This window comes from Variovorax sp. P5_A3, from assembly GCF_056400665.1.
The window spans coordinates 33,031-47,956 of the sequence record NZ_JBFUKW010000025.1; the positions used below are offsets into that span (position 1 = coordinate 33,031).

Here is a 14,926-nt window from a genome sequence, read left to right on the forward strand (position 1 = left end):
GGAAAGAGGCCGTGCAGCATGCCCTGGGCCATGGCACCGGCCAGCGCATCGTCGGCGGTCGCAGGCTTCTCCGCGAGGCACTCCTCATCGTCACCGTGGGTACTGCCACATGCGCAGAGGCCGGTGCGGGAAAGGCGAAGATACTCGTGTGATGGGTCCATGGGCCCTCCAGGCTGGGTTGAACGGATCAGGTCCGCGACACGGCAATGGTGAGCATGTTCCGTGCAAATAGCCGCCGGGAAATTCACAACCCGCTGTGCGCAGATCCTGCATCGACCCGTGGAGCCCGCAAAAACGCACCTCTTGTTGCGTTTTTTGAGCATCTATGCGGCTGTACCCGCAACTATCCTGTGGGCCTCAGCAACGCACAGCGAGTACCTGACATGAGTTCATTGCCCCGGGTGAAGGTTGCCGCCGCCCACGCAGCGCCGGTGCTGCTCGACAAGACCGCCACGACCGAAAAGGCCGTGTCCATCATCAAGGAGGCCGCCCTTCATGGCGCGCAGGTGATCGCGTTTCCGGAGACGTATATCCCGGCGTTCCCGGTGTGGGCGGCACTGTGGGCGCCCATCTACAACCACGATCTGTTCGAGGCCATGGTCGAGAACAGCGTCTATGTGCCGGGGCCCGAGGTGGCCTTGATTGCGGCAGCCGCCAAGCGCTTTGGCGTGTGCGTGTCGATGGGCATCAGCGAACGCAGCACCGTGAGCGCCGGCTGCATCTGGAACTCCAACATCCTGATTGGCGAGACGGGCGAGTTGCTCAACCACCATCGCAAGCTGGTGCCGACCTTCTACGAGAAGCTGGTCTGGGCGGCGGGAGACGGACAGGGGCTTCGGGTCGCCGAGACGCGTTTTGGGCGCATCGGCGGGCTGATCTGCGGCGAGAACACCAACCCGCTCGCACGCTTCTCGCTCATGGCGCAGGCGGAGCAGATCCATGTCTCCAGTTGGCCGCCGATGTGGCCCACGCGCAAGCCGTCGGGCGGCGGAAACTTCGACAACGTTGCGGCAAACCGCATTCGGGCGTCCGCCCATTCGTTCGAAGCCAAGGCGTTCGGAATCATCTGCGCGAGCTTCATGGACATGACGATGCGTGACTTCCTGGTGGATCGCGATCCGGCCGTGGCAGAAGTGGTCGACGGCACCCCGCGCGCCGCGTCGATGTTCGTGGACCCGACCGGCACGCAGATCGGCGACACGCTCCAGAATGAGGAGGGGATCGCCTATGCCGAGTTCGACTTGAACAAGTGCATCGAGCCGAAGCAGTTCCATGACGTGGTGGGCTACTACAACCGATTCGACATCTTCTCTCTGGGTGTCGAACGCCGCCGCCACGAGCCTGTTGCATGGTCGGGGCAAGCCGATCCGCAGTTTCCGCGGTTGCTCGACGATGAGATCACCGCCGGGGTGCTGGATGAGTAGCTCCGATTTCCTGCCACCGCTGCCCGAAGGCGTGGAGCGTTCGGTCGTCATTGGCCGATCGCCCGGATTCCATCTGAAGCCGCCACCGGCCCCTGCGGCGCTGCGCGACTTCATCACATCCGATGCGCAGCTCTTCGAAACCATCCACATGGGCTCGGTCGAAGTCGACGCCAAGCGCTGGCGACTGCAGGTGGACGGGCTCGTCCGCAGGCCTTTCTCCCTCGGCCTGGACGCTCTCAGGCGGCTGCCTTCAGTCTCCGTCACCGCCTTCCACGAGTGCTTTGGCAGCCCCCTGGTTCCGGCCGATGGCAATCTCTTGCGCGTAGGCAACGTCCAATGGACCGGTGCGCCGCTGGCTGTGCTGCTCGAGCAAGCGCAGCCCGAGGCGGGTGCCACCCATGTCTGGTCGGACGGCCTCGACAGCGGCGAGTTCGGCGGCCGCAAGATGAACCGGTATCGCAAGGATCTGCCGATCTCGAAGGCGCTGTCTCACAAGGTGCTCGTTGCCTACGAAATGAATGGCGCGCCCCTGACCCGCGAGCGGGGCGGCCCGGTTCGCCTGGTCGTGCCAGGCTGGTTCGGCACCAACATGACGAAATGGCTCTGCCGACTGTCGGTCCGAGGCAGGCGTGCAAACTCCCCCTTCACGACCGTCTGGTACAACCGCGACATGGAACGCGAAGGCGGAGTCGTTCGAGAGCCGGTGTGGGCCGTCGAACCCAATTCGATGATCACCCATCCGGCACCCGGCGACACCATCTCCACAGATGATGTGGAAGTCAAAGGCTGGGCCTGGAGCAACAACGGCATCGGTGGCGTGGCTCTCAGCACCGACGACGGGGCAAATTGGCAAGAGACCGAGGTCCGGCCCCGCCGGGAATTCGAATGGCAGCAGTTCGCGGCAACGCTTGCACTGCCGCGAACGCCGGGCCCGGTGAGCATCATCGCGAGAGCTCGGGACGCTGATGGAACTATCCAGCCATTGAGCGGGAAACGAAACACGGCCCATTCGGTTCAGATTCAGCGGGTTCTATCGCGCTATTAGACAGAGTAACAACGATTTCCTTTGCCAGCGGCCAAGTTCGTGAAACTTATAAGACCTTCATGTGCTGCCGCTTCAAACTTTACTCGGGTATTCAGCCTCCAAAAAGCGCAGAGGTCCAGTGCTCCGCGACGTCCGCAATCGCGCGAGCGGAGGCTCAATTGGAGTGCATCGCCGCGAAGTAGCCGGTCGCCACCCGACGAAGTGGCCTGTCCCACTCGTTGAACTCGTGATTCCTCAGACCGGGCTCACAGGTCACGACAGGATCAGGAGTTCATCCAGCAGACACGCGACATGGAGCGCATTACGATCCGCGCCATCGGCGATCTGATGCCTGCAGCTGGTGCCGTCCGCCGCCACGAACGCACCCGGCTGGTGCCTGATCGCCGGTAGCAACGAAGCTTCGGCCATTTGCATCGAGATGTCGTAGTGGCGCGCCTCGTAGCCGAACCTGCCGGCCATCCCGCAGCAGAAGCTGGGGTTTCGCGTCAGGAATCAGGTTGAGAGCTTCCATGATCGAGCTCACTGCACCGAACAACTTCTGATGACAATGCCCGTGCACCAGGATCGGCGCGCCGGCAGGTCGAAGTTTCAGTGCGAAGCGGCCAGCACGAACCTCGCGCGCGATGAGCTCCTCGAGAAGAAGTGCCCGCGAGGCCACCATGGTGGCCGGAGCGCCCAATCCCATCGCCAACGCGTTTCACCCCAAGAGCATGCAGGGCGGCTCCAGGCCAACGATGGGCAGGCCAGCAGCAACCAGCGGCGTAACCGCCTCCACCAGGGCACCCGCACTCGCTTTGGCCTCGTCAATCATTCCCGTCGCAAGAAAAGTCCGGCAGCAGTAATGCTGGCCGGCCTTACCCGTAGTCACCATGTGCAGCGAGTAACCAGCCGCCTTCTGGAGTCGTGTACACGCTCGGCCATAAGCTTCTCGCCGTCACCGGGGCAAGCGCATGATGCCCAGCACCTCATCATGGAATGCGCATACGAGCGCAACGAAAACCCGCCAACTCGCACTGGATCTGAGCTACTCGCCGGTCTGTCCACAAAAGCACGCGTATCGAGCCCAGGGAGTGCGACCACCCGAAATACAGGCGGAGCAACAAATTCGCCATCCTAAGTCTACGGCCGCATCTTTTCCAGGCTCGAGAAGTTCGACTGGATGTTGCTCGCGCTCATCTGCTTCACGTTGATCGCGGACCGTCTGAAGAAGTTTTGGACAGACCATAGCCTCGTGAGCGATTCAGGCAAGTTGTGCAGATTTGGTGCACAGCCCGCACAAAAACGGCGCAAGACGCCACGTAGGGCGTCAACGGAAGCGCATACAACGCAGTGTTGTTGCAAAACTGGCCCGCCAAATGATCATTTCCCCCATCTCATGTGCCTAGCATGAAGTTGCCCGCCCACGCAGGCGCTGACCAACGAAATCACAAGCTGGAGACCGAAATGATCATTGACCATAAGAGACGCAATCTGCTGTTTGGTGCCACTGCAGCTGGCGGGCTTGCGGCTGCTGGCCTCACCCTCCCATCCCGCGCATTTGCTCAGGCGCTCAAGGGAACTGGCCAAGTGGTTGTATATAACGCCGGAGGTGTGTGGGGAGATGCCAAGCGTCGTGCGCTCTTCGAGCCATTTGAACGTGACACCGGCATCAAGGTCATTTCACAACCCCGCACGGACACGGGTGCTGTTCGGGCAAGCGTACTGGCCGGTTCGCCGCGCTACGACGTCACTATCCTTCCTGGTGGCAAGGTCGCGTCGTTCGAACGTGAGAACCTTCTGATGCCGATGGACTTTCAGCACTTCGACAAGAAGGACCTGGATGCATCCACCACAGTGACGCCGACGAAGTTCATGACGCCGGCGATCCTCTACTCAGTGCTCATGGCCTACGACGCTGCGAAGTTCGGAGCCGAACCGCCGAAGTCGTGGGCCGACTTATTGAACACCGGCAAGTTCAAGGGCGGCCGCACGCTGATGGGCGGCACATGGGGACCAGATGGTGCCACGTTCGAAATTGCCCTTATGGCCGATGGTGTCTCGCCGGACAAGCTGTATCCCATCGACTGGGACCGCGCTTTCAAGAGCTTGGACAAACTGAAGCCGGACGTCATCAAGTGGTGGAACAACGGCGCTGAAGCCCCGCAGTTGCTGCTGGACCGAGAGGTGTCCATGGCGAGCGCCTGGAACGGCCGCGTGATTGCCGCCATCGAACAAGGCGCCAAGATCGGCTACACCTACAACCAAGGAATTTTGCAGTACGACTCATGGGTCATCCTCAAGGGGACCAAGAACTACGAGAACGCAACGAAGTTCTTGGCCTATGCCTCCAGGCCGGAGGTGCAAGCCAACTTCGTCAAGTACATCCTGTACGCCCCGCCAAACGCGCGCGCCATGCCGCTAATCCCGGCCGAACGCGCCAAGTTGTTGCCAACTGCTCCCGACGTGAAGAATGTCCAGTTCGTCCAGGACTATGCGTTCTGGAATGCAATTGGCCCGACAGGCAAAACAAATAGCGAGCTTGCCGTGACGCAGTGGGAGCGCTGGCTGGCTGGCGCACGGTAAGAAGAAGAGCAGTTCGGGCGGAGGAAACATGTCATCAAAGATTTCTTCACCTCTGAATCGGCAGCGGACGTGGCTCCTTCTCCTGCTCGCTCCGGTTCTGATCTTGTTTGTTGGCGGCTATGTGCTGCCCCTGGCGAATCTGGTTTTCAAGAGCCTTACGACCGAGACGGGATGGTCCCTCCACCAGTACGTGGAGATCGTGAGCTCGTGGGCGTTTGCCTGGATCGCATTCAAGACTGTTCAGTTGGCGGTGGTCGTGACCGGCATCTGCCTGGTCGTCGCGTATCCGCTGGCCTACGCCATCGTCCGCTCTCCCAAATGGTTGGCCGTGACTTTGCTCTTCATCGTCACGTTGCCGTACCTGACGAGTATCTTGATCCGGTCGTACGCCTGGATCGTGATCCTCAGTCCTAACGGGGTGATCAACAAGATTCTGCTCAGCGCGAACCTCATCGAAAGCCCCATCAGGATGGTCTTCAATACCGTCGGGGTGTATGTGGGCATGGTGCAGGTTCAGTTGCCTTTGATGGTGTTTCCTCTTTACGCCGCACTACTGCGGATCAATCGCGGTTTGGGCCGCGCCGCACAAAGCCTTGGCAGTCCTGCGAGCGATGCATTCATTCGCGTCACCATCCCGCTGTCGATGCCTGGCATCATGAGCGGCTGTACCTTGGTGTTTCTCTCGTGCCTGGGCTTCTACGTGACGCCGGCCTTGCTGGGTGGCGTGGACGACTACATGATTGCACAAAGCATCAGCACGCGCGTCCTTGTAGTCGGAGACTTCAAGGCGGCCGCTGCCCAGTCCACGCTGCTGTTGGCCGCGATCGTCTCGATGTTCGTTCTGTGGCGGCGCCGCTTGGCTGATGGCCTCGATGAGGACAGCCGAGAAATGCTAAGGACCAAGTCCGGGTACGACGAGCTAGGTCTGAAGGTGAAGTCTCGCTTCTTCGAGAAGCTCGGCACGAAGTATCAGAGGCTCCACATCGGTGTCCATGCACTGCTGTCACCCCTTCGGATGGGTCTCCTGGGGGTTCTCAGTGGGCTGGCCGTGCTCCTCCTCATACTGCCTTTCATGATTGTCATACCGCTGGCATTCAGCAACGCGTCATACCTGTCGTTTCCGCCACCTTCCTATTCATTGAGGTGGTTCTCGAGCTTCTTCGAAAACTCGGACTGGATCGATGCGCTGCTCTTCAGCTTCCGCACGGCCGGCATTGCGGCCATCCTGAGCGTCTTGGTGGGGCTGCCAGCAGCATTCGCTTTGGTCCGCAATCGATTTCGCGGCAGACTTCCCATCTACCTGCTTCTCATCTCGCCGCTCATCATCCCTCACGTGGTGATGGCTGTTTCGCTCTACTTCTCGTTCTCCGGAACATCGCTTGTTGGCTCGTCGGTGGGCTTTGTCATTGCTTACGCCACCATCGGTGTGCCCTACGCGCTGGTGGTGTTCGTGGCCGGACTGAAGCGCTTTGATCGGAACTTGGAACGTGCCGCGTCCAGCCTCGGCGCCAACCGCGCGACAACCCTGCGTACGGTCACGTTACCCCTCCTGCTTCCCACGTTGGTCAGCGCTGCCCTGTTCTCGTTCATTGCAGGGTTTGACGACGTCGTCTACGCCTTGTTCTTGAGCGGTCCGGGTGCGACACCACTGCCAATGCGCATGTGGGACAACATTCGCCTGGAAATCAGCCCGCAGATCGCGGTCATCGCTGTTCTGTTCCTGGCGACGCTTCTGACACTCGGCGCCATCAGGCAACTGATCGGTCTGGGCAGATCGTCCAAGTCCGACTAGTTCAAAGTCTTATTACCTCAGGAGCCCAAACGATGGGAATTTCGAAAGATCTGGCGTTCTCCGTTGCGGAATATCGCCGGCGCCTGCATCTAGTTCAGGAAGTCATGTCTCGAAAGGAACTGGACTATGTGATCCTGGATGAGCCCGAGATGATGGCCTGGCTTGCGGGCTATTCAGTATCGGAGAACTGCTGGCGTTCTTGCGTTGTCCCCAGCTCAGGCGATCCCTTCTTGCTGGTGCGCTCGCTCGACTATCCTCCAGCTCGCCAGCGAAGCTGGCTCGACGACTACTTGGTGTTCTCCGATTGGGAAGAGCCCCTGGAAATCCTTGCCGCAGAATTGGACAGGCGGGGCCTGTCGGTCAATAGGATAGGCGCCGACTTCCAATCGAACTCGTTCACGGTCCACCGCCATCAGTGGCTCGGCAAACGCCTGCCGAAAACCGAGTTCGTCGACCTCGAGCGCGCGGCATGGGACCTGCGGATGGTGAAGTCCGCCGAAGAAATCGAGCACTGCCGGATCGCTTGCGGCATGCTTGACGAGGCATTGGCGTTGACGATCGCCGAGATCAAGGAAGGCTCCTCTCAACAGGGCACTGCCGCAGCCGCCGCGGCCGCCTACTACAAGCTCGGGTTCGACGATGGCTTTGTCGGCCCCATCACGGTCGCCTCGGATTGGGATTCCATCCACGGCTTTATGGGCGACGCACCTTACAAGAAGGGCGACATCGTCCACATCGAACTGCTGCCGCGCTACCGCGCGTACACAGTCCGTATCATGCGTTCGGTCGTCGTTGGTTCAGCCTCCGATGCTCAAAAGCGCATCATGCAGACCCTTATCGACCTTCAGGACGAACAGATCGCTGCAATGCGCCCAGGTGCAGTGGCCAGGGATATCGACGCGATCGTTCGCGAAGGGGTGATCAAGGCGGGTCTGCGACCGGACTACAAGAACATCACCGGGTACACATTGGGCGTGACGCCGCTGGTCTCCCAGCACACCAGCGACCTGTATCGATGCTTCCTGCCGAACTCGCAATGGGTTCTGGAGGAAGGAATGATTCTGCACATGTACACGTCGGCGGCCGGTTTCGCGATGAGCGAGACGGTGCTAGTCACAAGGATGGGTGGCGAGCGCCTCACGCAAGCACCCCGCGATCTGTTCGAAGTCATCTGATCGGGAACCGGAGAAATTATGGCGATGTTGCCCAAGAATGCTGCCGCCGGCGCAGTGAACATCAATTCGGTGTCTAAGCACTACGGGAGCGTGGTTGCGCTGGATCCTGTATCGCTCGCAATCAATCCAGGTGAGTTCGTGGCCCTTCTCGGTCCAAGCGGCTCTGGCAAGTCCACCTTGCTGATGATGATTGCGGGTTTCGAAACCCCGACGTCGGGTGAGATCGAACTGGACGGCAAGCGCATCAACGATGTCCCGGCTCACGCTCGAGGCCTCGGCATCGTGTTCCAGAACTACGCCTTGTTCCCGCACATGACCGTTGCGGAGAACATTGCTTATCCGCTGCGGCGCCGTGGTATGCAGCGCCACGAGATCGAGACGAAGGTGAGAGAGGCGTTGCGCTTGGTCTCCCTGGAGATGTACGGAACGCGGCTTCCCGCCCAGCTGTCGGGTGGCCAGCAACAGCGCGTTGCTCTGGCGCGTGCGCTCGTCTTTCGCCCCCCCGTTCTACTCATGGATGAGCCACTCGGTGCACTCGACCGCAAACTGCGTCAGCAGTTGCAGACTGAGATCAAACTTATTCACAAAGAGCTCGGTAGCACCGTCATCTTTGTGACTCACGACCAGGAGGAGGCTCTTTCTATGGCGGACCGTGTGGCAGTCATGGGAAGTGGCCGGATCCAGCAGTTCGGGACGCCACGCGAGTTGTATGAAGCGCCGATCAATGCGTTCGTCGCCGACTTCATCGGCGAGATGAACTTCATGCCAGTAGACATTGCCCGCGGCCCCAATGGGACTCAGGTGAGTAACAACAGCTTCGGTATTGACCTTCAATTGCTATCGAGTCATCTGTTCACCGACAGCGCTCGAGGGTCGGCTGCCATCCGTCCGGAGCACATCGTGCTTGCTCCCGATGCCTCGGGCGCGGGTCACGTCGTGGAATCGTTGTACGCGGGCACCGCCCAGAACGTTCTCTTTCAGCTTGGCGATATGCGATTTTGTGCGAAGGCGCCGGTGCTACCCGGTCGACCGCTGTTTGAACGCGGCGAGCGCGTACGCATCGAACTGGATTCGAGCAATGTACGGGTCTTCGAAGAGCAACAGTAGCTACCTGGCCACTTCACTCGCGGGCGGCGCGTACACCATTCAGTCAAGAGTTGCGCCGCGTACCTTGATCGAGCGTTCTGTATGTCTGGCACGGGAGTCGCGCGGTTGTTCAAACCATGCATCTGCAAAGTGCAGCCCCTATCGGAGTGATACGAGGTCACAACCGCAACAATTTTGCGATTTTTTGCCTCAAATCGCGCCAGGAAACACTAGGCACGCGCCTAGCATCTTTTCAATCGCTCACTGCCGAATGTCGGTGGCAGTTCGCTTTCACACCGTCACCTGAGGAATGCATGCTACTCATCGAAAACAAGCGCTCTGTGCGCGATGACTATCCCGAAGACTTGCGAGCCATTTTGTCTGTGACCGCAGCACAGGAAAGCAGACTGTGGCTGAGGACTTGGGCTGGCATTTCGCCTGGCGCCACTCCGCTACGGAGTCTGCCGAAACTTGCGAATGATCTCGGGGTCGCAGAGGTACTACTCAAGGACGAAAGCGTTCGCTCCGATCTGGGTAGCTTCAAAGCACTCGGCGCGCCGATCGCTCTCGTTCGGCTGATCCTGAGGCTTCTGCCGGAGAAGCGGCTCGACCCCGCTATGCTTTTCGCTGGCGAGTACAAGTCGGTTCTGCGGGATTTCACAGTCATTAGCGCGACGGATGGCAATCACGGAAAGGGACTCGCCGCGGCGGCGCGCAGCATAGGCTGCCGTTGCGTGATAGTTCTGCACGCCAATGTCAGTACCGAGCGTGAGCAGGCAATTGCGGCGTATGGCGCCACGATCGTCCGCATTAAAGGAAACTACGACGAATCGGTGGCCGAGGCGGCAAGGCTTGCCAACGACAACGGTTGGCACGTCGTATCAGACACTTCGTATGAAGGCTATGAAGACGTACCGAGGGACGTCATGCAAGGCTACGGCACGGTGGCCGCCGAGATTGTCGAGGCTTGCGAGTGGACGAATGAGGCGTCCGCGCCGTTCACGCATGTCTTCCTGCAAGGTGGAGTGGGTGGTCTTGCTGCCGGGATCGTGAGCTATTTCTGGGAGATCTACGGACGTGCTCGTCCAACCTTCGTGGTAGTGGAACCAGAACAGGCCGATTGTCTGTATCAGAGCGCGATTGAAGGGCATGCAGCAAAGGCGACGGGCTCTGTCGACTCAGTTATGGCCGGCCTGGCTTGTGGCGAGACGTCGCCTCTTGCATGGCGCTTCCTCGAGCGCGGCGTCGACTACTTCATGACGATTAGCGATCAGGACGCGATTCAAGCCATGCGCGTCCTTGCAAACGGCAGCAACCTCGACGTGCCAGTTGTTTCCGGCGAGTCGGGGGCAGCAGGCGTTGCGGGCCTCATGGTTCTGCGCGAGCGCAACAGATCTGCGGAGATGGGTCTAGACGCTAACGCGCGGGTTCTCTTCATTAGCACGGAGGGTGCTACGGCACCTTCTGTCTACCAGCAGTTGGTCGGCGAGGCAGCCAATCATGTTCTCCGTCGCCAACGAGAGTGGCTGGCAGGACATGTTGTTTGAGACATTGCGTATCGGGCACACATTTAGGAATACCCATGACCACCTCGATCGGAAGCCGCACTAGTGCAATCTCAGACACACTTGAAGCGTTCGACTCGGGCCAGTTCTTTGCGGATCTTGATCGACGGGTTGGCTTTCACACAGAGAGCCAAGAGCCCAAGCAGGCGCCCCAACTGCATGCCTATTTGAACGAGGAGATCGCTCCCTGGCTTCACAGGCTGGGATTTCGGACCAAGGTGATGCCGAACCCGGCCGGCGTCGATGCACCCATCCTGCTGGGTGTGCGACATGAAGGAGACGGCCTGCCCACGGTGGTCACGTATGGCCACGGGGACACGGTCAGAGGCTACGACGACCAATGGCGCGAAGGCCTCGGACCATGGAAGATCGTCGTCGAAGGCGACCGCTGGTACGGCCGCGGCATTGCCGACAACAAGGGGCAGCACTCCGTCAATATGGTGGCGCTGGAGTCCGTCATAGCTGCCCGGGGTGGCAAGCTCGGATTCAATGTCAAAGTTATTTTTGAGACCGGTGAGGAGATCGATTCGCCGGGTTTGGAGTCAATCTGTGCCTCGGAGAGGGCATATCTGTCGGGGGATCTCTTCCTTGCCTCCGACGGGCCGCGTGTGTCTGCCGAACGCCCAACCGTGTTTCTCGGGTCTCGGGGCGAGCTGAGCTTCGATCTTGCACTCGACCTGCGCGACGGCGGCCATCACTCGGGAAACTGGGGCGGCGCACTCCGTAATCCGGGAGTTATGCTCGCCCATGCCATTGCAGGTCTCGTCGATGCAGATGGGCGGATACTGGTCACGGGCCTCCTACCTCCACCGCTTTCGGACGCCGTTCGCGCGGCACTGTCCGAGATCGAACTCGGCTGCGATCCGAGTGCACCTGCTGTCGACCCTACTTGGGGCGAGCCTGGTCTCACGCCCGCTGAGCGGGTACTGGGCTGGAATGCCATCGAGGTCTTGGCATTCACGACAGGCAACCCGGAGTCGCCCGTGAATGCGATTCCGCCGACGGCGCGAGCCCATTGTCAGTTGCGCTTCGTCGTGGGAACCGATTGGGAGAACACGAAAAGGTACCTCGAAGAGCATTTCGAGCGGCTGGGTCTAAAGGACATTCACGTCACGGTGAAGCCGGCCATGACGGCGACGCGGCTCGATCTGGATGACCCTTGGGTCGATTGGGCTCTCGACTCGATTCAGCGAACCACCAATAAGAAGCCAGCCCTAATTCCCAACATCGGAGGGACAGTACCGAACGCGATCTTCGCCGACACACTGGGGCTGCCTACCATTTGGGTCCCGCATTCCTACCCGGCTTGCTCGCAACATGCGCCGAACGAGCACTTTCTTGCCTCCGTTGCGCGTGAAGCGCTCGCGATGATGGTCGGCCTTTGGTGGGACCTGGGTGACTCGGGGGCAGAGATCGTCGCTTCACGAAAAGCTGCGCCGAGTCTTCAATGAGGCAAGAGACGAGTTGCCAAGGGCTATGAAGGCGCCGGCCTCGCCGACGAGGCCGGCAGCGACGGGCGATATCCAGCCGCCGACACCAATGTAGCGGTGATCTCGGATAGTCTTGAGTCAATGAGCACCGCTGAATTTTCGGAAGTTCGCGCTCCGCAGTACCATGTACAGGGGCCGAGGAATGAGCCTCTGTGCCCGCGGTTTCAATCTATCCAGCCAGGACGGCCGACATGCTGCTTGACTCGTACGACATCAAACTTCTCAGCTACCTGCAGAAGAACAATAAGATGTCGCAACGACAGCTTTCCGAAGCCGTAAACCTTTCGGCGTCCGCGGTCAACAGACGTGTGGCCGCGCTTGAGACCGCCGGCGTTATCACATCAAGTGTGAGCGTTGTCGATCCCGCCGCTGTAGGTCGGCCCATCACCATCCTTGTTGAAGTCAAACTCGAGAATGAGCGACTTGATCTTCTGGATGAGGTGAAGAAGCGATTTGTAGATTGTCCCCAGGTCCAGCAGGTCTACTATGTCACCGGCGACTTCGACTTCATGTTGGTCATCAACGTCAAGGACATGACGGAGTACGAGCGACTAACACGGGAACTTTTCTTCGTTTCCGGCAACATCAAGGCCTTCAAAACGTATGTTGCAATGCAGCGCGCCAAAATGTCGTTGGCGGTACCTTTGCAAATCCCTTAGACAAGCACAGCGTCAGAGCAAAGATATGCAAATGCGTCATCCCGAGGAGCCCTGATGTGCTTCGCGAACTCAGCGCGCGGCGATGCATTCCACTTCGACGCGAGCATTAAACGCGAGCCCGTTTGAGCCGAAGGCGCTACGTGCCGGAAACGTCCCCGCTGCGAAATAGGTCTTGTAGACGTCATTGAAGGCGTTCCATTCATTCATGTCGGCCAACATCGCGGTGCACTTCACCACATCGGCAAACGTGTAGCCATGCGCCTGCAGTGAGGTCTTGATGTTCTCCATCACTTGCTTGGCCTCAGGCTGAATGCCACCAGGTGGCAACTTGAGACTGCCAGGAATGTTCCCGATTTGGCCTGACAGGTAGAGCGTCGGGCCCACTTGCACTGCCTCGGAAAATGGCAGTGTCGTGGGAAGCACCTTTCCGGAGTTCAAGTACTTCGGAGCTGCACAGCCACTGACTAAGACGATGGCCAGGCCAGCGAGCGCTATCGGAAGTATCAAGCGGCCGGCTGCGCCAAAGCCGTAGGACACTGAATCTGCTTTGGGTTGCTTGGAACTCATGGGTTACCGATCGCTGCAAGAAATTTGTCGATGTCGTTCATGTCGTTGAAAACAGAAGGCGAGATGCGTGCGTGATTTGCGCGCAAGGTAATTTCGATCTTCGCGGGTGCAAGACGAGGCGCGAGCTGGGACGCGTTGAGATAGGCGAATGTCACGATCGCCGAGTTGGAATCGGTCGGCGTCACCACTTGAAAGCCTCTGGCTCTCAAGCCGTTCTGCAAAGCGTCGGTCATGGGCTTTCGATAGGCTTGGATCTTGTCGGGGCCCACACTCTGAATCCAGTCGATCGATGCCGCGCAGGCAGCCTCGATCGCACTTGCCGGGAAAGATCCCATGAAATACCCAGCGACCGAGTTGATCTGAACGCTCTCGTAGGGGACGCTGCCTGGCGGGTCAAGCGGATACACATGAAGAATCGGAGCCGCGAAGTTGCGGGTCTGGCGATAGCCATACCATGGGCGCTGAAGTTGGGGCAGAAGGCTCTTCCGCACGTACAGAAATGCGAAGCCGAAATCGCCCATGAGCCACTTGTACGTTCCGCATGCGGCGAAGTCCACACCTGCCGCCTTTACGTCAATCGGCATGTTCCCGGCGGACTGAATCAGGTCGACGTACACGAGCGCCCCACGCGAGTGCGCCAAGTCGCATACGGCCTTGAGGTCATGGGTAAATCCGTTGTACAGCGACACATGCGAAATCGCAACAAGCTTGGTTCCGGGCGAGATTGCCGCATCCAGGGCGGAAAGTGAAATGCGGTAGTCCGTGTCCATTGGAACGGTGATGACGTTCACTCCCCGCAGCCGATACTGCTCATACATGTAGAAGGACCCGACGAAGTGAAGCGCGTCGGTCACTACCCGCCCACCAGACTCGGGCAACCCGAGGGCCTTCGTGACGAGGTACTCACCCATCGATGTACTCGGAACGTACGTGACCTCATCCGCATCGGCATTGATCAGGGCCGCGAACTTTGCCGTGGCCGTCGCGCTTCCGTCCGCAAGCGTTGTTTTCGATTGCGCATACGACACCAGGGCATCCTTGGCATAGGTGTTCCATGGGTGATCAGCGGCTCCGTTGAGGAAGATGCGGTCAGCCACGCCAGGGAAAAGCGCCTTCGCAGGCAGCGTCGGCGTGGACGGGCCGGGCTCGGCCGCTGTTGCTGTACCGATAGGCAGAATTCCACCCGGACCGCCACCTCCACCTCCGCAAGCGGCGAGTTGTCCGCCGAGGACGCTCGCTACCGACGCGCCGCCCACTGTCTTCAGCCAGCGACGCCGAGAAGTAGCAGGCGCTGTCGTGTTTTCCGAATCGCTCATAATTGAAACTCCATGTTGATAACGTCAACAACTTGTTGAATCTTGGTGCGTAAGTGCCCCTTACAGTTGGGGTGACCCGTCCAAGGCCGAGTTTGGGTTGAGCAAGACCTACGCCAAAATTCAACGCCGGGTTCAATTGTTCTACATTTCGTTGAAGCGTCGATTAGGGATTCCACTCGCTATGCCCCGTTCCCCAACCAACACAAAGACCCTGCCCTCGCCGACGGCTAACGCGAAGCCCCGCC

The 14,926-nt window shown here is 59.6% G+C and carries 12 protein-coding genes and 1 pseudogene; 10 read left to right on the forward strand and 3 right to left on the reverse strand.

Annotated elements, in window-relative coordinates; translation table 11 throughout:
* Positions 1 to 11 precede the first annotated feature (11 nt).
* From AC1D3B_RS28580 to AC1D3B_RS28590, 3 genes are read left to right on the forward strand one after another with little or no spacing between them, the layout of a single operon-like run.
* Entirely contained in the window at positions 12 to 152 is a 141-nt protein-coding gene (locus tag AC1D3B_RS28580) for a hypothetical protein (protein ID WP_478194047.1), read from the forward strand.
* 54 nt (positions 153 to 206) lie between these two features.
* Positions 207 to 1,424, forward strand: coding sequence for a carbon-nitrogen hydrolase family protein (locus tag AC1D3B_RS28585; RefSeq protein ID WP_478194048.1), 1,218 nt, complete (start codon positions 207 to 209; stop codon positions 1,422 to 1,424).
* Complete coding sequence (locus AC1D3B_RS28590) at positions 1,417 to 2,469, forward strand: molybdopterin-dependent oxidoreductase (protein WP_478194049.1); 1,053 nt, start codon at positions 1,417 to 1,419, stop codon at positions 2,467 to 2,469. The genes AC1D3B_RS28585 and AC1D3B_RS28590 overlap by 8 nt, the downstream gene beginning before the upstream one ends.
* Positions 2,470 to 2,721: 252 nt before the next feature.
* Here AC1D3B_RS28590 and AC1D3B_RS28595 read toward each other — a convergent pair.
* Positions 2,722 to 3,382 (reverse strand): annotated as a pseudogene (locus AC1D3B_RS28595) ((Fe-S)-binding protein); the annotation flags it as partial.
* 530 nt (positions 3,383 to 3,912) lie between these two features.
* Between AC1D3B_RS28595 and AC1D3B_RS28600 the strand changes: the two are divergent.
* From AC1D3B_RS28600 to AC1D3B_RS28630, 7 genes are all read left to right on the forward strand, one after another.
* Positions 3,913 to 5,031 carry an ABC transporter substrate-binding protein gene (locus AC1D3B_RS28600; RefSeq protein ID WP_478194050.1) on the forward strand — a complete coding sequence of 373 codons (1,119 nt, stop codon included), beginning with the start codon at positions 3,913 to 3,915 and terminating at the stop codon, positions 5,029 to 5,031.
* Positions 5,032 to 5,059: 28 nt separating this feature from the next.
* Positions 5,060 to 6,823: an ABC transporter permease subunit gene (locus tag AC1D3B_RS28605; protein WP_478194051.1), complete on the forward strand. Its 1,764-nt coding sequence runs from the start codon at positions 5,060 to 5,062 to the stop codon at positions 6,821 to 6,823.
* Positions 6,824 to 6,855: 32 nt separating this feature from the next.
* Positions 6,856 to 7,998, forward strand: coding sequence for a M24 family metallopeptidase (locus tag AC1D3B_RS28610; RefSeq protein ID WP_478194052.1), 1,143 nt, complete (start codon positions 6,856 to 6,858; stop codon positions 7,996 to 7,998).
* An 18-nt stretch (positions 7,999 to 8,016) separates the two neighbouring features.
* A complete protein-coding gene (locus AC1D3B_RS28615; RefSeq protein ID WP_478194053.1) occupies positions 8,017 to 9,105 on the forward strand; it encodes an ABC transporter ATP-binding protein in 1,089 nt (362 codons plus the stop codon).
* Between the two features lie 293 nt (positions 9,106 to 9,398).
* Positions 9,399 to 10,631, forward strand: coding sequence for a diaminopropionate ammonia-lyase (locus tag AC1D3B_RS28620; RefSeq protein ID WP_478194054.1), 1,233 nt, complete (start codon positions 9,399 to 9,401; stop codon positions 10,629 to 10,631).
* Between the two features lie 35 nt (positions 10,632 to 10,666).
* Complete coding sequence (locus AC1D3B_RS28625) at positions 10,667 to 12,100, forward strand: M20 family metallopeptidase (RefSeq protein WP_478194055.1); 1,434 nt, start codon at positions 10,667 to 10,669, stop codon at positions 12,098 to 12,100.
* A gap of 230 nt (positions 12,101 to 12,330) precedes the next feature.
* Positions 12,331 to 12,798, forward strand: coding sequence for an Lrp/AsnC family transcriptional regulator (locus AC1D3B_RS28630; RefSeq protein ID WP_478194056.1), 468 nt, complete (start codon positions 12,331 to 12,333; stop codon positions 12,796 to 12,798).
* A gap of 69 nt (positions 12,799 to 12,867) precedes the next feature.
* Here AC1D3B_RS28630 and AC1D3B_RS28635 read toward each other — a convergent pair whose 3' ends face one another.
* Both AC1D3B_RS28635 and AC1D3B_RS28640 read right to left on the reverse strand, forming a co-directional pair.
* Positions 12,868 to 13,365, reverse strand: a complete 498-nt coding sequence (locus tag AC1D3B_RS28635) for a RidA family protein (protein ID WP_478194057.1) — start codon at positions 13,363 to 13,365, stop codon at positions 12,868 to 12,870.
* Positions 13,362 to 14,681 carry an aminotransferase class V-fold PLP-dependent enzyme gene (locus tag AC1D3B_RS28640; protein WP_478194058.1) on the reverse strand — a complete coding sequence of 440 codons (1,320 nt, stop codon included), beginning with the start codon at positions 14,679 to 14,681 and terminating at the stop codon, positions 13,362 to 13,364. The genes AC1D3B_RS28635 and AC1D3B_RS28640 overlap by 4 nt, the downstream gene beginning before the upstream one ends.
* Positions 14,682 to 14,926: the final 245 nt, after the last annotated feature.